Consider the following 19,469-nt stretch of genomic DNA (forward strand, 5'->3'; position numbering starts at 1 on the left):
GGCGGTGAACGGATACTGGTTTCTATTCAGACGATTTTCGCGGGCCCTGTGGTTCCTGCCGGCACTTTTTTGCGTGACGGCATTGATCGTGGTTGCACTCGCCTATCTTTCCGCCGGTTTCTTCCCTGATGGCCTTGAAGAAAGCGCGATCCCGATCACCGTTTCGGCCGATGCCCTGCGCAACATTCTCGGCATCGTCGCGTCGAGCATGCTCACGGTGGCCGTGTTTGCGCTGTCCACGCTGGTCAATCTGCTGACAAGCGCCGCGCAGACCGGCTCGCCGCGCGCCGTCCCCCTTTTCTCGGGCAACCGCGCCGCGCGCACCACGATTTCCGTGTTCATCGGCGCTTTTCTCTTCTCCATCATCGGCATTATCGGCCTGTCGAGCGGCATCTACACGCTGGGCGGGCGCCTGATCCTGTTCATCGCCACCCTCCTTGTCGTCTTCGCCGTTGTCTGGGCGCTGATCCGCTGGGTGCGCGAAATCTCGGTCGTGGGCCGCGTGGTGGAAATGACGAGCCGTCTCGAAGATGCCACCCGCCAGGCTCTCAATCGACTTGGGCGGGATGGGCTCTATGGCTGCAGTGAGGGCGAAGGCTCACCCGTCGGGCATGAGGTTCGAGCGGGGGGTGTCGGTTTCGTGCAGCATTTCGATCCCCATGCGCTTCAGGATCTGGCGGAAGACAGGGGTCTTGTCATCCATGTGCGTGTCCGGCCCGGAGACTATGTCGACCATGCTGCAGTCATTGCCGTGGTCGTCGGTGAAGGGGATGAGGCAGTGCTGAAAGCCATCCGTGGCGATTTCATCATCGGTGAGGAGCGCACGTTCGATTCCGATCCCGGTTTCGGCTTTCTCGTTCTGGCCGATGTGGCGCGGCGAGCCCTTTCGCCCGGGGTCAACGATCCCTCCACCGCCAACCATGTCCTCACCGTGCAGACCCGCCTTCTGGCCGACTGGGCGCTGAAGGAGAGAGGGAAGGAAAGGACGGATCCCCCCTATCCGCGCATTCGCTTTGTATCGGTCGGCCCGGAGCATTTGCTGGACGAGGCCTTTCGGCCGATTTCCTACGAAGCGGCTACTGCAGCACCTGATGTTCAACAGGCATTGCTGCGAGGCCTTGCCTCGCTTGCCAGCATCGCTCCGGACGTTTTCGCAACACCCGCGGCAGCCCTTGCGGAAGATTTCATGGCCCGCGCCGGTTCTGAAGGTTCGCACGAGCCCGACATTGTAGCTCTGCGAAAGTTGGCAGCCGGCTTGATCGAAGGCACCGAGCGCCAGGCACAATCATCAAATCCAGCCGCCAAACGCACTCAATAGGTGGTGCGCCGCTCTTCGGAGGGCGGTCGCCCGAACTGCTGGCGGTAGCTTTGCGCAAAATAGGAGTGCGAGGTGAAACCCGTGGCAATCGCCACGTCGAGGATCGCCATGTTGGTCTGGCGCAGAAGTTCGCGCGCCCGCTCCAGCCTCAGCCGCATGTAATAGCGACCCGGCGTCATGCCCAGATGCCGCAGAAAAAGCCGTTCCACCTGCCGCACCGAAAGGCTGGCAGCTCTTGCGAGCTGAACCGCAGAATAAGGCTCGTCCAGATTGTCGGCCATCAGTTCGACAATCTTCTTCAGCTTTTCCGACTTGCCGGTGAGGTCGCGCTCCGGTCCGGTCCGCTGGCGATCGCCCGGCGAGCGGATGCGCTCGTGCTGAAACTGGTTGGCCACCTCGTTGGCCAGTTCCACACCCAGATCGTTGCGAACGATTTCCAGCATCAGGTCGATCGATGTCGTCACCCCGGCACAGGTATAGCGTTTGCGATCGATCTCGTAGACATTTCCGGTGCATTCGATCTCCGGAAACCGCTCCATGAAGGAAGCCCGGTTTTCCCAGTGGATCGTGCAGCGATGCCCCTCAAGCTGGCCTGCCTCTGCCAGAAGATAGGAGCCGGCTGCCAGTGCCCCAAGCGCCGCGCCCCGGCGCCCGAGCGCCCGCAAGCCCGCCAAAACCGTGCTCTTGCCGGGAAACTCGGTCGTCAGGCCCACGCAGACGAAGAGAATGTCGACCGGTGGCAGGTCGGCGATCGCATAGTCGATCTTGATGGGAAGTCCGTTGGAGGCCATCACCGCTTCGCCGTCAGCGGAAACGGTGACCCAGCTATAGACATCGCGTCCCAGGAGACGATTGGCCGAGCGGACCGTGTCGATGGCCGCCGCCAGCGAAAACATCGAAAACCTGTCCACCAGCAGAAAGGCAAACTGCCGGGTATCCTGCCGCGCCTCACCCATGAGCACTTGTTGTAAAGCAGGCTGGTCCGGCAGGAAAGACATGGCTGATGATCCAGATTTGGGTCCCGACCCTAGAAAGCAGGAGGCTCAAGCCCCGCAGCGCGAAATGCCGAGGTCAGCGTGTTGGCCATCAGCATGGCGATTGTCATCGGACCGACGCCACCGGGCACCGGCGTTATGGTGCCGGCATTTTCCTTCGCCTCGGCAAAGGCAACATCGCCCACCAGCCGGGTCTTCCCCTCGCCCTTGTCCGGAGCGGGGATGCGGTTGATGCCCACGTCGATCACCGTGGCGCCGGGTTTCACCCAGTCCCCCCTGACCATTTCAGGGCGTCCGACCGCTGCCACCAGAATGTCGGCGGTCCTTGCAAGCGCGGGAAGGTCCTTCGTTCGACTGTGGGCAATCGTCACCGTGGCGTTGGCGGCCAGAAGCAGGTTCGCCATCGGCTTGCCAACAATGTTGGAGCGTCCGATCACCACCGCCGACAGCCCGGAAAGATCCCGGCCACGGACCCGTTCCAGCATCAGCATCGCGCCGGCCGGTGTGCAGGGCACAAAGGCGCTGCCGAGCGCGCCCGTGCCAAGGCGACCCACATTGATGAAATGGAAGCCATCAACATCCTTATCGGGGTCGATGGTCTGGATGATGCGACCCTCATCGATATGCTTCGGCAGGGGGAGCTGCACCAGAATGCCATGGATCGCAGGATCGGCATTGAGCGCCTCGACCAGCGCCACCAGCTCTTCCTCGCTGGTCTCTTCCGGCAGCGAATGCTGTACCGAATGAAACCCGCATTCCTTCGCGCGGCGCGATTTGGAGGCGACATAGACCTGGCTGGCCGGATCCTCACCGACGATCACCACGGCGAGCCCCGGCTTCACCCCGGTCTCAGCGAGCCTGGCGGTCTCGGTCTTGACCTTCGCCACCACATCTTCTGCGAGGGCTTTTCCGTCGATGATTTCGGCCATGTCATTCCCCGGTGCAGATTTCAAGGGATACGGTTTGCCTCATCAAGCGACGAGGAACGCATATGAGCCCGCATAATGGGGAAAAGACAGAACCGCAATCCCGTCACAGCGCCGTTCCCTGACGTTATTGGGAAAGGCGGTGTTTTCAGGTCAGTAACGATGCCTGTTTGACCGCCGTGCTGTCAGCGCATCCACTTCGCGGCGTACAGCCTTGAGACGGTCGTGGATTTCATCGAAGCGCTCACTGCCTTCATCCTCGTCGTTGACCCGTTCCGGCGCTTGCTGAGGCATGAGCCCGAAGCCGGGATGAAACGGAACAGGAGCCTGATGCCACATCGGATAGGGCTGCATCATCGGCATTCCCACCACCTGCGGCATCTGCTGCATCGGCTGCATCATCGGCATCGGCCCGGGGACCATCATGCCGGGGTGCATGGCCATCTGCGCTGCCGGCCATGCGGGATGGAAAGCAGATGCGGCCACGGTCTGAACTTTCGACGCTGGCTCGGACTGGGGCTCGGGCTCGGGCTCGGGCTCGGGCTGAGCACGCTTCCGCGACCGGTCCTTCATCCGCTCGACGAGTTTCTCGCCGTCATCGGTATCGAACGCGTCAACGAACGCCTCGTCGTCCTCCCAATCATGGCTCGCCTGCGCCTTCGCATAGCGTTCGTTCGAACGCGGGCGCCAATCCTGCGGATTTTCCTGTGAGGCGGTGTTTTGACGGCTGCGTTCCTCAATATCGCGCCGGCGTGTGCCACCTCCCGGCGGATTGGGGTCAGGCTCAGGATCGCCTTCGTCGACATCCTGGTTGCCGCTCCAGCCGCCATGATCATATGCCTGCCTCTCAGCCATGTTCTCACGCAGGCTGCGAATTGCGCCTCCCATCGCGCCAAGCCCGACGCCGAACATGAAACCCAGGATCATGCCTGCCATCGCGATCGAGGAACGGGAGGGACCGGTCGGGTCGAGCGGCGGAACGGCCTGCGAAATCACGCTCACATTCGCCGTGTTCAGGCGCTCCTGCTGGCCGGTCTCACGCGCTCTCAACAGCAGGGCTTCGTAAACTGATCGCTTGGCATTCGCCTCGCGTTCGAGTTCGCGAAGCGTCACCCGCTCTGATTCCAGGTTTCCCTTCTGCACCTTGAGCCGCGCCAACTGACCGGAGAGATCCTGTTCGAGCTGGACCGCACGCTGCAATTCCACCTGATTGGAGGCCACCACACGGCGCAGCTCGCGTGCGATCTCATCGCGTGCGCCGGCCAGTTCCGCGTCGACGGCCTGCCGGTCGGGATGGCGGGGACCGAACCGCACCGCCAGCCGACCCGCCTGTTGCTTCAGGCTCGCGTACTGGGCAAGCAGTTCCGTCATCACCGGCGAGGCCACCTGCTCCGGCAGAGCGCCGCCGAGCACCGTCTCCACATCCAGCGACCGGGCAGCCGCGGCACGCGCATTCAACTCGGATGTACGCGCCCGCGCGGCCGAGAGTTGCTCGTTGAGACGCAGGATCTCTTCATCGGTGATCAGACGCCCCTGCGCATCAACTATGTCGTTCTTGGCCTTGAATTCTGCGACTTCGCGCTCGGCTTGTTCGACTTCCCTGCGCAATGACTGGAGCTGATCGGTAATATCGCGGTTGGCGCGGCCTGCCGTAGCCGACTGCAATTCGCCATAGGTGGAGAGGAAAACATCCCGCGTGGTCGATGCGATCAACGCAGATTTTTCGGCGTCCTTTGTGGTCGCGCCGATGGTGATGATGAATGTTTTTGCGTTGCGGCCAACATCAAGAGCCTCGAAGAGATTTTCGACTGCAATCGTATGCCGCGCCGACCCTCCATCATCATCGTTGCCGTTGATCAGTGCCGAGATCAGCGCGCGCGGGCTCAACAACAGGCTCAGAACACTGCCACTGCCCGCGCCGTTGAATTCCGGATCATCAGCCAGGTCGAGCTCATCCACCACCCTGGAAAGAACATTGCCGGAGGTAATGACTGCGACCTGGTTTTCGATGAGCGCCAGTGTTGCATCGGAGGGTAGACCTCCGCGCGTGAGTTCGCGCTCAACGATCTGCAGATCGCGCGGGTCGAGCAGAAGCTGCGTGGCCGCATAGTACATTTTCGGCGTTGAAAGGGCGATCATCACACCAATCACCGCGCCGATGATCGTGGTCAGGAGGATCAGCCATTTGGCGCGCAGGATCCCGCCGATCACCTGCACGGGATCGATCAATGGCCGCCACACCTGTTCATCTGATGGACGGCGATGCGCTCGGGGTGCCCGCCGGCGGTGCTCCTGCGCGCGGAGAGGCTCCTCATTCCCGGGCGTGAAGCTTCGTGTCGCCGGTCCTGACAGCGGATGGCGCCTGCTCTCGGCCCGTGGGCGCTCTGGCGGAGAAGGCTCCACCTCAGGCAGTGGGAAAAACCGGTCGAGCAGCCGCTTGCGCAGGGATGGCTTTCGCGGCTGCGCTGCTTCAGTACGCGCCTCAGGCTGCCGTTTTACTTCCGCGCGCGCCTCAGGGTCCGTGGCGTGTCTGTGTGCTTCAGCCCGGCGCAGATACGCGTCCGCTGAAGCTGCTCTTTCCCGCCGTGTCTCCTGAGCATCATGCGGCTCCTGTGAGCGAGAGAGGAGCGATCCGCCGCCGCGATCCCTGCGCGCCGAAATCTGCTTCTGCCGCTTCGGTTCCACCGGCTCATCCTCCGGAGCCTGTATCGACAGCAGCGAACGCACCTGCCCACCGCTCCGAGGCCTTTTCTTGCTTGGATTGTCGGCGTCGAACATTGTACGCGCAGCTCTCGCTCATGAACGGGGAGCGGGCGCATAAGCCCGCGATTATGTTAACCCAAGCTAAAGAGGCACGGGTAACAAAGAGTTAACGGTAAGCATTTCGAAACAGGTTTTTTGCCGGCGTGGGAAACCACGGAATAGCGCATTAAGTTTTGTTGGATAGTGTCGCCGAAAACCGCATGTCGAAACCAGGCGATCCGGGGTCCTCTCATTTCATTCCGTAACATCATATCCAGCCAGCGACAGGTTCTGCGCGACTATCTTGCGGCGATCAGCGGGTCGGCGGGGCGGTTGGTCTTTTCTCTCGCCTATTTTGTCATTCTGGCAAACAGTCTGACGATTGCCGATTTCGGCCTCTTCGCCACGGCATCCGCTGCCGGTGTGATGGTGGGGCGGATCCTTGCACTGGGCTTCACCGCCACGCTTTATCGCATCGCCACCGTGAAGCCTCGGCTTCTGGGAACCTACGCCGCAGGTTTCCTTGTGCTGGCGCTTGCATCGCTGCCGCTCATCGGGCTCGCCAGCACGGCACTGTATCTGGTGTTCTTCGCCGGCGACCTGCGGGTACTTCCCTTCGCACTGGTCATCGTCTCCGAGGCCGTCGCCTGGCGACTGACGGAGACCGTGATCGTCGTCAACAATGGTCTCAACCGCTTCGGCCGCGCCGCAACGATCCTCATTGTCAGCATCGCCATTCGCGCGCTTGCCGCCTTTCTGTTCACATTTCATGCAAGCCACGACCTGTTGAGCTGGACCGTGTTCTATCTGGCCGCCAACGGCGCCGCACTCGTCTTTGCCTTGCTGTTCTACTGCCCCCGGCAACGTCTGCGGCTGCAAACCGCGCTCTATCTGCGCCGACTTCCCGACGCGCTTTATGTCGCCGGAGCGGAGGTGCTTTTCTATCTTCAGATGGAACTCGACAAGCTCCTCGTTCTGGCGCTGGGCAACCCAACGCTTGCGGGCATTTATGCGATCATCATGCGACTGGTCGATCTCACTGCAATCCCGGTCCGCTCCTTCTCCATGCTGCTCGTGCAGCGCATGATGCGGTCCCCGGAGATGCTGAGGAGCTGGAGGTTGCGTCTGGGCATAGAGGGTGGCGTCTTCGCGGTATCGGTCCTTGCCCTCGCGACGATGGCGACGATCCTCGCATTCTACCCGACCCTGCTCGGCAACAATGTGGCTGAGGCCGCGCCTCTTGTCATCCTGGCGCTCGCGGTTCCGGGCCTGCGAAACCTGACCGAATATCAGGCCGATCTTCTTTTCGCCCGCGGACAGACTTTCCTTCGCGCGGTCAATCTCGGCGTGTTGGCAGCTGCCAAGGCCGCCCTGCTCTCGATGGTGCTGAAGTCGTTCTCCGAAACCGGCGACATCATCCTGTCGCTGAACGCGGTTTTTGCCGTTCTCTATCTGTTGTCGATGGTGCTGACCTATCGCGCACTGGCAAGGCCGGCCAAGCGTGTCTGATTGGCTTCAGCCGATCATCCGGCGCAGTGGCTCGAGATCGGTCTCGATGAAAGACTGAATGCCGATCGCTACCTGATAGGACTTCATCTCGGCGACAAGATCCTCCAGGCCACCAGTGTCGAGTTCACGCCCGAACCAGAGCACATGACACAGCGCGCGGTCGTCGTGAAAATGCCCGCTGCCTGCAAGCACCTCGTCTACATAGCGACCGTAGAGAATGCATTCGGAGAAGCGCCGATCCGCAGCCACCGCACGGATCCAGGGCTTGCCATGCAGGGTTTCGATATGGCGCAGCATGCTCACAACACTGTCACGTCGCCACGAGATCAGCGTTGTGATGTAGTCGTGCTCTGTCTTTTGACCCGCAGGCAAACCGAGCGCCTGCCCCGCATTTGCCGACCATTGGCGATGGCCAAGATCGACCAGCGCGTTCATCCCGCCGTCGCGACGGTAAAGCCGCACCTGTTCACCCTGCCAGAACGTGCTGCAATCGAAAGGTTTGAGGAACACGACATCGGAATCGCAGTAAACCAGCACCTCTTGTTCCGCTTTTTCGGCAAAGGCGATCCGCCGCAATTGCTGCACGTGCCAGCCACGAAGGGGCGCCAGCCGTGTGCTCAGCCATATATGACGCTTGAAGAGCACCGTGGGGTCGCGCACCGCGTGAAGCCAGGGAGGCAGGAGATCGCGCTCGTCCACCACCACCCGCCGTTCCGATTCCAACGCTCGAAAACGCCTGACATCGTGTCCCGCCACAAGCAGATAGTGGCGGTCATATCCGGTAACAAACCGATCCATCGATTCGCAGAGAAGCCGACAACGATCGAAGTCGCCTGCATAACTTGGCGTCACGATCGCCGCGCTGCGCCCACCGGCCATGGTTATGCTCCGCCCCGCTTGCTCCGGAACTTCTGTCGGAAGACCCTTAGAAGAAAGATGGGGTTGCCCACCACGTAGCGGCGCCACAGACGGCGCGGCTCCAGCCCGAGACGAAAGAGCCATTCCAGCCTCAGTCGCCGCATCCAGAGCGGCGCGCGCGGCACGGCTCCGCTCAGAAAATCGAACAATGCACCGACGGCAATCGGCACCGTGCAGTGTTCTGGCCGGATATGACCGGCGATCCACAACTCCTGGCGCGGCACGCCCATGGCCACAAGCAGCACGTCCGGGCGCATCTCTTCGAGTTGGGCAAGAATGGCCTCTTCCTGCTGGGCGTTGAAGTAGCCATCATGCAGGAAGACGAAATCGTGCTGTGGCGCCTGTTCAGCCAGTTTCCCGACAGCCGCGAGCGCGTTTTCACGTCGCGCACCGAGCAGGGCGATCTTGAGCCTGTCCTTGTGACTGCGGAAAAACGCAGGAACGAAATCGGTGCCGTTAAGATTGTCGGGGAACGGCTCACCGAAAAGAATTCTCGAGGCCAGATCGACACCGATGCCATCCGCCAGCACGAGAAACCTCGGCAGGATCGCACGAAAGCCCGCATCCGCGATGGTCACATTCGCATTGTGTGCGTTGAGAAAGGTGACGGGCATAAATTGACGGGTCGCGATCTTTTCCGACAGCAAAGCCATCGCGCCTTCACGGCCGATGACTGCCACTTCCGTACCCAGTATATCGCGCCGCGAATGGGTTGCGTGCACGGTTTTCGTCGTCGCCACATTCATGCGGCTGCATCCCGCCGGTTGAAGCCAGCTTCATCAAGCCCACGAAGAATGGCCGTGTCCAGTGCCTTGCGCTGTGCGTCATGAAATCTTCCCCCGTCAAGATCGACCGGGTCGCCTACCGCGCGCACCAGCGCTTCCGCGAAGGTGCGGGGATCATCGGCCACAATGCAGTTCTGAGGTTTATGGGAGATACCCCGCAGCGCACTCTGCGTCGCCACGCTTGGCAGGCCGAGCTCGAACGTCTCGATGGTCTTGAGCTGGACCCCCGTGCCGGCGCGGCTGATCAAAGGCACCACCTTGCCGCTGCGTACGAATTCCACCGCGTCGGGGACACGCCCGACAAACGTCACCCGCTGGTGTCTCTGCGCGAGCTCTGCCGGTGCATCGCCCGCGACGGCGATGCGAAAGCTCTCGGGAAGATGCGGCACCACCTCTTCCAGGAACCAGTCGAGACCGATCCGGTTCGGCGCCCAGCTCCAGGTGCCGATCAAGGCAGCATCATAGCTCGTCTGGCGTGGACCCGCGGAAAAAGCCGCCGGCTCATGGGCCACCAGCGGCAGCACTGCCGAGCGATTCTCGTCGGCCACTCCCAGAAGCTGGCGGTCCTCTTCCGACAGCGTATAGACGAAACGCGCCTGTGCGCACAATTCCGCTTCCAGCGTTTTGAGAAGGCGTGCCTCACGGCGAAACATGAAGCCTCCAACGAAGCCCCGCGCGGCGGCCGCACTTTGCTGTGCGGAGAGATGCTCCACATTGTGCGCCACATAAATGGACGGCAAATCGCCAAAGACCTGGCGAAACGCTCCGGCAAACTGTACGGAGTTGAAGATCACGCCATCGACCGGCCCAAGCTTGTCCAATGCTGCGCGGACCTCTCCGGGTGAGACGAGCAGCATCTTGGCGGATGAAAATGTCATGCCTTTCATCATCGCTTTGATGAGCCAGCCGAGCTTGGTCATTCCACTGGCCGCTTCCGTGCGCGGGTCCAGTTCTCCAAGCACCGATGTCTCTTCGGTCGTGGTCTGCCCCGCACGTCCCTTCCAGGCAAATCCCATCACCGACATCCGGCAACCTGCGCGCGCGAGTGCATCGAGAATGGCCGCGTTGGCAATCTCATATCCACTTTTCGGTGTCCCGTCGGGAACGATGGATGTCGCAAAGACCAGATGCATGCACTATTCCTGTTTGGGACGTTTTTTTCAAAGAGCAATGAACTCTTGATTAAGGAATGGCATCGCCAGTCGATTTTCGCTGGCAAATCAACAGTTCCCCACCGCAAAAACCCGCCGTATTTAACGCCGCCTTAATTGCCTCCACCGCTTATAGAGCACGAATCAGCAGCGCGTGGCGGGATTGTGGCGCAGGAAAAAACAGGCAGAGCGGTTTCAATCGTGGCGCGTACGCCCTCGCTTGACGCGCAATCCATAGCGTGCGTCGTCACAGTTCCCACCTTCAAGCGGCCGGACCAGCTTCTGAACACGCTCCACTCGCTGGCCTCGCAGGCAACGGAGCGCCCGTTTGCCGTGATTGTCATGGAGAATGAGGCAGAGGAACGAGCCGGCGCCGAGGCCGCGACACCGTTTTTTGCCGATGGAACCTTCAATGGCCTCGTGATCATCGCACATGAACGTGGCAATTGCTGTGCCTACAATGCCGGCTGGGAAACGGCTCTGACCGAGTTCCCGAATTTCCGTCATCTCGCCGTCATCGACGATGACGAACTGGCCTCTCCGCACTGGCTGGAAAATCTCTGTTCTACCGCCGAGCGCTTCGAGGCGGACGTCGTCGGCGGCCCTCAGGTGCCCGTCTTCGCAAAGCCCGCGCATGAACGCTGGGCGACTCACCCGGTCTTCGCCCCACCCTATGATGAGACTGGCCCCGTTCCGGCGCTTTTCTCATCCGGCAATCTGCTCGTGTCGCGACGGGTTCTGGAGGCGATGCCGCGGCCCTTTCTCGATCTTCGGTTCAATTTCATGGGTGGCGGGGATTCGGATTTTCTCAGCCGAGCGCGCCAGAAAGGCTTCCGCCTTGCCTGGTCTGCCGAGGCCGAGACACAGGAGATCGTGCCCGAACGCCGCGTTGAGCGGGACTGGATCCGCGCCCGGGCCCTGAGAAACGGCGTCATCTCCACCCTGGTAGAGAAAAAGAAGCGGAGGGACCAGGTGTTCGGAAAGCTGCGCGTCTTTGCAAAGAGCCTCGCGCTGCTTGCCGCCGCACCATTTCGCGGCGCGCTTCGCCTTGCTGCAACAGGCTCCGTCTCGACCGCCATGTACCCCGTCTATGTGGGGCTCGGCCGCGTGATGGCCGAATTCGGCTATGCCAATGAGCAGTATCGCGAACCGGAGAAGAATTAACGCATCAGACGGTCGACTTCCCGCCGCCGATTGTGTATCGCTCCCCTCCCCCAATCGATCCACATTCCGGCAAGGATAGTCCCATGCGAGCGCTCAGCGGCGGCATCGACTTCGGCACGTCGAATTCCACAGTCGGTTTCATGGAGAACGGCGAACCCCGCCTCGTCGCGCTCGAAGCGGGCGAGGTCACTATGCCGAGCGCGGTATTCTTCAGTTTCGAGGACGACCGCACCTATTTCGGGCGCGGCGCCGTCAGCCGCTATACGGAGAACGTGGAAGGCCGCCTCCTGCGCGCGCTCAAGAGCGTTCTGGGCTCATCCCTCATTCACGAGAAAACGCGCATAAAGGCCCATTCCATCGCCTTTTCCGACATTATCGGCTCGTTTCTGCATTTCCTGAAAGACAATCTGGAAAACCATCTCGGCGGACCGGTGGACAACATCGTGCTCGGGCGCCCGGTTCAGTTTGTCGATGACAATCCGGAAGCCGACCGCCGCGCGCAGGACGAACTGGAAAAGGCCGCGCAGCGCCGCGGCTTCGCCCATATCGAGTTTCAGTTCGAGCCTATTGCCGCTGCCCTCGACTATGAGCAGCAGGTTACGGGCGAGGAACTGGCGCTGATCGTCGATATCGGCGGTGGCACGTCCGACTTTTCCATCGTTCGCGTCTCCTCCGACCGTGCGAAACGGGCCGACCGCAAGGATGATATTCTCGCAAACCATGGCGTTCATATCGGCGGTACGGATTTCGACCGGCTTTTAAGCCTCGCCCGCCTGATGCCGGAATTCGGCTATCGCACGCAGACAAAAGACGGCAAACGCTTTCTGCCCGCGGGCTATTTCAACGATCTCGCCACCTGGCAACGCATTCACATGCTCTACACCAACAGGTCCATGACCGATCTGAAGCAGATCCGCTATGAGGCGGCGCGGCCCGATCTGGTCGAGCGGATGATCGACGTGGTCGCCAACCGGCAGGGCCATGCAGCGGTCGGCGCGGTGGAACGGGCAAAGATTGCGCTCACGGACGAAACCGAAAGCGCCATCAACCTGCAACTGACCGACGAGACACTCGACCTGCCGGTCACCCGCGACCAGTTGAACGACGCCATCTCCACCACCGTCGACCGGGTTCAGAAAGCGGTTTCGGAAACCCTTGTCCATGCCGGCATCGCGTCCGAACAGATCACCGCCCTCTTCCTCACCGGCGGTTCCTCGGCCATCCCGCTCCTGCGCGAGAATGTCCTGCGCATGCTGCCCGCTGCGTCCGTTGTCGAAGGCGACATGTTCGGCTCCGTCGGACGCGGTCTCGCGCTGGACGCAGGCCGCAGGTTCGGCACCTAGGCACGCTTCCCCATTGCATTCCCTGCCTTCACGCGGCATTCCTTTGCCGTCATCAAGGGAGAAGTTTCATGGGCAAATCGGTCATCCTCGTCGGCTGCGGCAATATGGGTTATGCCATGCTGAAGGGCTGGATCGCTGCGGGCAAGCTGGCCTCGAAAGACGCCACCGTCATAGAGCCGAACGAGGGACTGCGCGCCCGCGCCGCGGCGCTGGGTGTCACGGTCGCAGAAAGCGTGGAAGAGCTTGACGCAGGTGCCGACATGATCGTCTTTGCCGTCAAGCCGCAGGTCATCCGCGATGTCGCTCCGGCCTATGCCCGCTTTGCCGACAAGGCCACATTCGTCAGCGTTCTTGCCGGCACGGGAACAGCCACGTTCGAGGAAATTCTCGGCCGCCACGCCGCAATCATGCGCTGCATGCCCAACACGCCCGCCGCCATCGGCAAGGGCATGATGGTGCTCTTCTCCAACCGCAATGTGACCGCCGAGGCGAAAACCTTCGCCGAGGAACTGCTTGCAACCAGCGGCGCGGTCACCACCATCGACAATGAAGAGCTGATGGACGCCGTCACCGCCGTTTCCGGCTCCGGCCCGGCTTACATCTTCCACTTCATCGAATGCCTGACTGCCGCCGGTGAGAAGGCCGGCCTGCCGAAGGAGACCGCGAAGCTTCTCGCCATGCAGACCGTCTATGGTGCGGCCTCGCTTGCGAAGGAAAGCGACGATGAGCCCGGCAAATTGCGCGAGCAGGTGACGAGCCCCAACGGCACCACCGCCGCCGCGCTCTCCGTTTTCATGGATGAAAACCGGCTGCTTGATCTTGTGAGCAACGCCGTCGACGCTGCGAAAAAGCGCTCAATCGAACTGGGGAAGTAGAGGATCGACGCAGGCTCTGGCGCTCGCCACGCATCACCCTTCGCCGAACACCATCGCATCCTGCCGCGCCCTGAGCGCCACCAGCCGCGAAGCCGCGTCGGGCGCGACATTCGCGTAGGACAAAAGCGCGCCCTTCTTCACCGGGGCGGTCACCGTGCCGCCCTCAAGCAGCCCACAGGGCACCGCCTTTGCCGCGCGCGCTTCATCGGTCCTCATGATCCACGCCCGGTAGCTGTATTCGCCGATCGCGTCGAGCCGGTCGCCCGGGGCGAGATCCTTCTTCGCCACGGCACAGACTTCCGCAACCGGCCTGTCGAGCGGCACCATGTCCGCCTTGTTGTAGAGCACGGCGCGGGCGCAGGTGAGCGGCACTTCCAGCGAGGTCAGATGATAGGGCCGGAAAAAGGTGTAATACGGCCCTGCGCCCAGCTTCAGATCGTTCATGCGCTCGCGCAGGCGCGGATGATCCATCTCCGCCACCACGAACACGCCCGGCGCGACACCCTTGCCAACCGTGAAGTCGACACAGCCCTTTTTCGAGAGCACGCCGCCATCGGCAATCGGGCAGAGAACGCTTGAAAGCTCCTCGCGGCTTGCCGCCGGGCCATGCATGCCCGGCCTGTCCGGCACAAGACCCGTGGCGTTGGCGATGGCCGCCATCTCCACCATCGTCTTGGAACCGTCGACGAACTCGACCAGCATGCGCACATTCATGTTGCGCCGTTCCGCTTCCTCGGCATAGTCTTCCGGCACGGCATCCACATTGAGCGGGTTGTTCTTGCCCTTGCCGGCGGCAACGATGTCGTGCCCCATGGCCGAGACGAACTCGATCAGCTCCATGCAGGAAGACGGCTCGTCGCCCGCGCCCAGCGAATAGGTCACGCCCAGCCGCGCCGCCTCACGCTTAAGATAGGCGCCGATGGTCACGTCGGCCTCGACATTCATCATGACGAGATGCTTGCCGGCCTCCATCGCCGAAAGCCCGATCTCCGCGCCCACCGCCGGCTTGCCGGTGGCGTCGATCACCACGTCCACCAGATCGTTCTGCGCCACCATCAGCGAATCGCCGCAAAGCGCCGTCTTTCCCGCCCGGATCGCGTCGGCGATCGCGCCAGACGTCGTCGCCTCGACAGCGCTTTCGGCAGCACGTCCGGCAATCTCGATGGCCCTTGCCGCGCGTTCAGGCCGCGTGTCGGCGATTGCCGCCACCTCGATGCCCTTCATGCGCGCCACCTGCGTGACGATGTCGGTGCCCATCTCGCCGCAGCCGATCAGGCCGATACGCACTGGCCGACCGTCCTCCGCCCGCTGTTCCAGATCGCGCGCAAGCCCGGTAAGCGCCACATTCGTCATCCGATGTCCTCCTCGTTTGGCGACCGAAAAGGAGGTGACCGAACGTCGATTGTCAATTGGCCTTAAGCTGCACCGGAACAGGACTGTTCTTCTTGATGTCCTTCAGGATCAGATTGGTCCGTACATTGGCGATGCCCGGCAGGCGAAACAGAAAATCCTCCAGGAAGCGATTGTAGGCAGCCAGGTCGCGGCACACGACGCGCAGATGATAATCCGCCTCACCCGTGGTGGAATAACAGTCAAGCACCTCGGGCCGCCGCCGCGTTTCGGCGATGAACGTATCCACATGCCGGTGGTCATGCCGCGTCAGCGAGACATGCACGATGGCCTGAAACCCGAGCCCCGCCTTCTCGATGTCGAGCAGAGCTGCATATTGCGAGACCAGCCCCGCCTCCTCCAGCGCCTTCACCCGCCGCCAGCAGGCAGAAGCCGACATGCCCGCCCGTTCCGCGAGCTCCTGGTTGGAGAGCCGGCAGTTCTCCTGCAGGGCGTCCAGAAGCCGCTTGTCCTGCTCGGTCAGCTTTTCAGCCATTATCTGAAATCCCGAATAATTATTCGTTGAATCCGACGTTATCGGATAATTCCACCAGAAACCATATTTCAAACGCCAAATCTGGCACAATTTTCCAGCGCCCCCGGTTTAGAATTCTTCCAGTCTGCACCGGAGGAATTGCATGACCGTCCAACCCAAGGCCGGCGAACTCGCGCGCTATCAGCTCGAGGACCGCTATACCCAGGAAAAGGGCCGCGTCTTCATGACCGGCACGCAGGCGCTCGTGCGCGCCGTGCTCGATCAGGCACGCCGCGACCGCGCGAGCGGCCTCAACACGGCAGGTTTCATCTCCGGCTATCGCGGCTCGCCGCTGGGCGCGCTCGACCTTGAGTTATGGAAGGCGAAGGACCGGCTCGACGCCGCCCGCATCGAATTCCTCCCCGCCGTCAACGAGGATCTCGCCGCCACCGCCGTGCTCGGCAGCCAGCAGGTGGAGACCAATCCGAAGCGCGAGGTCGAAGGCGTTTTCGGTCTCTGGTATGGCAAAGGCCCGGGCGTCGACCGCTCGGGCGATGCGCTGAAGCACGGCAACGCCTATGGCTCCTCGCCCCATGGCGGCGTGCTGGTGGTTGCCGGCGACGATCATGGCTGCGTTTCCTCCTCCATGCCGCACCAGTCAGACGTGGCTTTCATGGCATGGTTCATGCCCACGCTCAATCCGGCGAACGTTTCGGAATATCTGGCCTTTGCCGAATATGGCTACGCGCTGTCGCGCTTCTCGGGCATGTGGGTCGGTTTCAAGGCCATTTCGGAAACCGTGGAATCGGCAGCCTCCGTCGACATTCCCACCCCTCGCGTATTTGCCACACCCGATTTTACCCCGCCGCCCGGCGGGCTCCACTATCGCTGGCCGGACCTTCCCGGGCCGCAGATCGAGGAGCGCATGGAGGCGAAGAAGCACGCCGTTCTGGCGTTTGCCGAAGCCAATCCCATCGACCGCCACATATACGACGTAAAGGATGCCCGCTTCGGCATCGTCACCACCGGCAAGGCGCATCTCGACCTGATGGAGGCGCTACGCCTTCTGGGCATCGGCGAGGGCGAATGCCGGCAGCTCGGCATCGACATTTACAAGGTCGGCATGGTGTGGCCGCTCGCCCGCCGCGCAGCACTCGACTTCGTGAAAGACAAGCAGGAAGTCCTCGTCATCGAGGAAAAGCGCGGCATCGTCGAAAGCCAGTTCAAGGAATATTTCTACGACTGGCCCGGCCACAAGCCGCACGCCATGGTGGGCAAGCGCGATGAGAATGGCGAACGGCTCGTGCCATGGACCGGCGAGCTCTCGCCGCGCCTGCTTCTGCCTATCGTCGCAAGGCGGCTCGAAGGCATCTTCCCCGGCAGCGGCTTCATCGCCCGCGCCGAAAAGATCCTCGCCACACCGGCCATCTCGCTTCAGGTGGAAGGTGCGACCCGCACCCCCTATTTCTGCTCCGGCTGCCCGCACAACACCTCGACCAAGGTGCCAGAGGGTTCACAGGCGCTGGCCGGCATCGGCTGTCATTTCATGGCAAGCTGGATGGACCGCGAAACCACCTCGCTGATCCAGATGGGTGGCGAGGGCGTGAACTGGGCGGCTTCCTCGCTCTTTACCGGCAAGAACCACGTCTTCCAGAATCTCGGCGAAGGCACGTGGTATCATTCGGGTTCGATGGCCGTCAGGCAGGCGATTGCAGCAAAGGCCAACATTACCTTCAAGATCCTCTACAACGACGCCGTTGCCATGACCGGCGGTCAGCCGGTCGACGGTCCCGTCAGCGTGCAGGCCATCGCGCATTCCTCACGCGCCGAAGGTGTGGAGCGCATCGCGCTCGTCTCCGACACGCCGGAAAAGTTCCAGCCCGGCGAGTTGCCCGCCGGCACCACCATCCATCACCGCCGCGAGATGGACGCCGTCCAGCGTGAGCTGCGCCAGGTGAAGGGCGTCTCGGTCCTCATCTATGAGCAGACCTGCGCAACCGAAAAGCGCCGCCGCCGCAAGCGCGGCCAGATGGAAGACCCGAAAAAATTCGTCGTCATCAACGACCTCGTCTGCGAGGGTTGCGGCGACTGTTCGGTGGAATCCAACTGCCTCTCCGTCGAACCGCTCGAAACCGAGTTCGGCACCAAGCGCAAGATCAACCAGTCGTCCTGCAACAAGGACTTCTCCTGCGTGAACGGCTTCTGCCCGAGCTTCGTCACCGTCGAGGGTGCTACCCGCAAAAAGCGCTCCGGCATGGAGATCGACCTGACACGGCTTGCCGCCGACCTCCCCGATCCGGAACTTCCGGCACTCGACACTCCCTTCGACCTGATGATCACCGGTGTTGGCGGCACCGGTGTCGTCACCGTCGGCGCGCTCATCACCATGGCTGCGCATCTGGAAGGACGCGGTTCCAGCGTGCTTGATTTCACCGGCTTTGCGCAAAAATTCGGGCCGGTGCTCTCCTATGTCCGGCTGGCGTCATCACCCGACGCCATTCATCAGGTGCGCATCGACCGTGGCGCTGCCGACGCCCTGATCGGCTGCGACATTGTCGTGTCGTCCTCCCCCAAGGCATCGGCCAGCTACCGTCCCGGCATGCGCGCGGTGGTGAACCTTGCCGAAATGCCCACCGGCGACATCGTGCGCAAGCGCGATGCAAGCCTTCGCGTCGACCAGCGGCTCGCCGCCATCGAAGGCGTGACAGGCAAGGGTGCGCTCGCTGCCATGGACGCCAACCGCCTGTCAGAAAAGCTCATGGGCGACACGGTGTTCGCCAATGTGATGATGCTTGGCTTCGCCTGGCAGAAGGGCCTCGTGCCGGTCTCGCTCAATGCGCTCACCCAGGCCATCGTGCTCAACGGCGTCGCCATCGAGAAAAACCACCGCGCCTTCTTCATCGGTCGGCTCGCCGCCGACAGGCCGGACGCGCTGAAGGAGCTACTCGACCCCAAGCCGCAGACTGACGGAACGCTCGATGAGATCATCACCCGCCGCGAGGCCTTCCTGACTGACTATCAGGATGTCGCCTATGCCACGCGCTACCGCCGTTTCGTGGATCGCGTGCGCAATGTCGAGGCTCCGCTGGGCAGCGATGCCGTCAGCCGGGCCGTCGCCCGCTCTCTCTTCAAGCTGATGGCCTACAAGGATGAATACGAGGTCGCGCGCCTGCACACGGAAACGGGGTTTTCTGCCCGCATCGCAGACGAGTTCGAAGGCGACTATCGCATCGTTCACCATCTCGCCCCGCCTTTTCTTGCTTCCGGCAATGACGCGCGCGGACGGCCGCTCAAGCGCGAATTCGGCCCCTGGGTGCGTCTGCCTTTCCGCATCCTCGCCCGCATGAAACGCCTGCGCGGCACAGCCTTCGATCCGTTCGGCTACACCGCCGAGCGACGCATGGAGCGCGAGCTGATCGACTGGTACGAGGCGCATGTGGAAAATGCGCTTTCAAAACTCGACGCCGGCAATGCGGCAGAACTCGCCGAGACCCTCGCATTGCCGATGCAGATCCGCGGCTACGGCCCGGTGAAAGAGGAAGCCGCAAAGCGCATCCGCGCAGAGATGGATGCGCGTCTTTAGGCACAGCCCGATAATCCCCCCTCCCTCCCCGCTCCTTCGTTGTCCTCGGGCCCGACCCGAGGATCCATGCCAAAACGCCAAGGTTAAATCGCAGCCTCTCAAAAAGAAGCGCTTCATTTTCCACGCCTTTGCCGCCGCCACAGCCACGGCATGGATCCTATGGTCAAGCCATAGGATCACGAGGGAGAGGACGGGCACCTTGCATGTCAACCAGAGGGAGTGCGGTGCAAACGCTCGTGAAACGCGCTTTGCGTCCGGCCCCTCACTCTGCGCCAACCCCTCGTAAGGCTCTGATA

14 protein-coding genes are annotated in these 19,469 nt (G+C 62.1%); 6 read left to right on the top strand and 8 right to left on the bottom strand.

All coding sequences use genetic code 11. From position 1 onward, the window contains the following. The first annotated feature begins 4 nt into the window (after positions 1-4). Positions 5-1,318 (top strand): DUF2254 domain-containing protein, encoded by a 1,314-nt coding sequence (locus P2W41_RS16020; RefSeq protein ID WP_404933738.1) that lies wholly within the window; start codon positions 5-7, stop codon positions 1,316-1,318. Here the strand turns inward: P2W41_RS16020 and P2W41_RS16025 are convergent. From P2W41_RS16025 to P2W41_RS16035, 3 genes are all read right to left on the bottom strand, one after another. Next, entirely contained in the window at positions 1,312-2,274 is a 963-nt protein-coding gene (locus P2W41_RS16025; RefSeq protein WP_404935003.1) for a GlxA family transcriptional regulator, read from the bottom strand. The two genes, P2W41_RS16020 and P2W41_RS16025, sit on opposite strands and share 7 nt — an antisense overlap. Positions 2,275-2,345: 71 nt before the next feature. After that, positions 2,346-3,242 (bottom strand): bifunctional methylenetetrahydrofolate dehydrogenase/methenyltetrahydrofolate cyclohydrolase FolD, encoded by an 897-nt coding sequence (gene folD / locus P2W41_RS16030; protein WP_404933739.1) that lies wholly within the window; start codon positions 3,240-3,242, stop codon positions 2,346-2,348. Between the two features lie 150 nt (positions 3,243-3,392). Next, a complete protein-coding gene (locus P2W41_RS16035) occupies positions 3,393-6,017 on the bottom strand; it encodes a GumC family protein (protein WP_404933740.1) in 2,625 nt (874 codons plus the stop codon). Positions 6,018-6,251: 234 nt separating this feature from the next. On the opposite strand from P2W41_RS16035, the gene P2W41_RS16040 reads away from it, so the two are divergent. Beyond that, positions 6,252-7,490, top strand: a complete 1,239-nt coding sequence (locus P2W41_RS16040) for a lipopolysaccharide biosynthesis protein (RefSeq protein WP_404935004.1) — start codon at positions 6,252-6,254, stop codon at positions 7,488-7,490. A gap of 6 nt (positions 7,491-7,496) precedes the next feature. On the opposite strand, the gene P2W41_RS16045 is transcribed toward P2W41_RS16040, so the two are convergent. The 3 genes from P2W41_RS16045 to P2W41_RS16055 are packed head-to-tail and all read right to left on the bottom strand — an operon-like array spanning position 7,497 to position 10,326. Beyond that, entirely contained in the window at positions 7,497-8,369 is an 873-nt protein-coding gene (locus tag P2W41_RS16045; RefSeq protein WP_404933741.1) for a DUF6492 family protein, read from the bottom strand. Positions 8,370-8,371: 2 nt separating this feature from the next. Continuing rightward, positions 8,372-9,154: a WecB/TagA/CpsF family glycosyltransferase gene (locus P2W41_RS16050; protein ID WP_292899169.1), complete on the bottom strand. Its 783-nt coding sequence runs from the start codon at positions 9,152-9,154 to the stop codon at positions 8,372-8,374. Beyond that, positions 9,151-10,326, bottom strand: a complete 1,176-nt coding sequence (locus P2W41_RS16055; RefSeq protein WP_292899167.1) for a glycosyltransferase family 4 protein — start codon at positions 10,324-10,326, stop codon at positions 9,151-9,153. Before P2W41_RS16055 ends, P2W41_RS16050 begins: the two co-directional genes overlap by 4 nt. Positions 10,327-10,542: 216 nt before the next feature. On the opposite strand from P2W41_RS16055, the gene P2W41_RS16060 reads away from it, so the two are divergent. The 3 genes from P2W41_RS16060 (at position 10,543) to proC (ending at position 13,726) form a co-directional block, all read left to right on the top strand. Beyond that, entirely contained in the window at positions 10,543-11,508 is a 966-nt protein-coding gene (locus tag P2W41_RS16060) for a glycosyltransferase family 2 protein (RefSeq protein ID WP_404935005.1), read from the top strand. 83 nt (positions 11,509-11,591) lie between these two features. Further along, positions 11,592-12,851 carry an Hsp70 family protein gene (locus P2W41_RS16065; RefSeq protein WP_404933742.1) on the top strand — a complete coding sequence of 420 codons (1,260 nt, stop codon included), beginning with the start codon at positions 11,592-11,594 and terminating at the stop codon, positions 12,849-12,851. Between the two features lie 68 nt (positions 12,852-12,919). Next, the gene (gene proC / locus P2W41_RS16070; protein ID WP_404933743.1) at positions 12,920-13,726 is read left to right on the top strand and encodes a pyrroline-5-carboxylate reductase; all 807 of its coding nucleotides are present in this window, start codon (positions 12,920-12,922) and stop codon (positions 13,724-13,726) included. A 33-nt stretch (positions 13,727-13,759) separates the two neighbouring features. Here the strand turns inward: proC and P2W41_RS16075 are convergent, their stop codons facing one another. Together P2W41_RS16075 and P2W41_RS16080 are read right to left on the bottom strand one after the other, a co-directional pair. After that, positions 13,760-15,079, bottom strand: coding sequence for an NAD(P)H-dependent oxidoreductase (locus tag P2W41_RS16075; protein WP_404933744.1), 1,320 nt, complete (start codon positions 15,077-15,079; stop codon positions 13,760-13,762). A gap of 52 nt (positions 15,080-15,131) precedes the next feature. Further along, positions 15,132-15,611 (bottom strand): Lrp/AsnC family transcriptional regulator, encoded by a 480-nt coding sequence (locus P2W41_RS16080; RefSeq protein ID WP_292899161.1) that lies wholly within the window; start codon positions 15,609-15,611, stop codon positions 15,132-15,134. A 142-nt stretch (positions 15,612-15,753) separates the two neighbouring features. Here P2W41_RS16080 and P2W41_RS16085 point away from each other — a divergent pair, with 142 nt between their 5' ends. Next, positions 15,754-19,173, top strand: coding sequence for an indolepyruvate ferredoxin oxidoreductase family protein (locus P2W41_RS16085; RefSeq protein ID WP_404933745.1), 3,420 nt, complete (start codon positions 15,754-15,756; stop codon positions 19,171-19,173). The last annotated feature ends 296 nt before the right edge of the window (positions 19,174-19,469 follow it).

Source organism: Nitratireductor sp. L15S-10, assembly GCF_045011005.1.
Taxonomy (GTDB): Bacteria; Pseudomonadota; Alphaproteobacteria; order Rhizobiales; family Rhizobiaceae; genus Nitratireductor.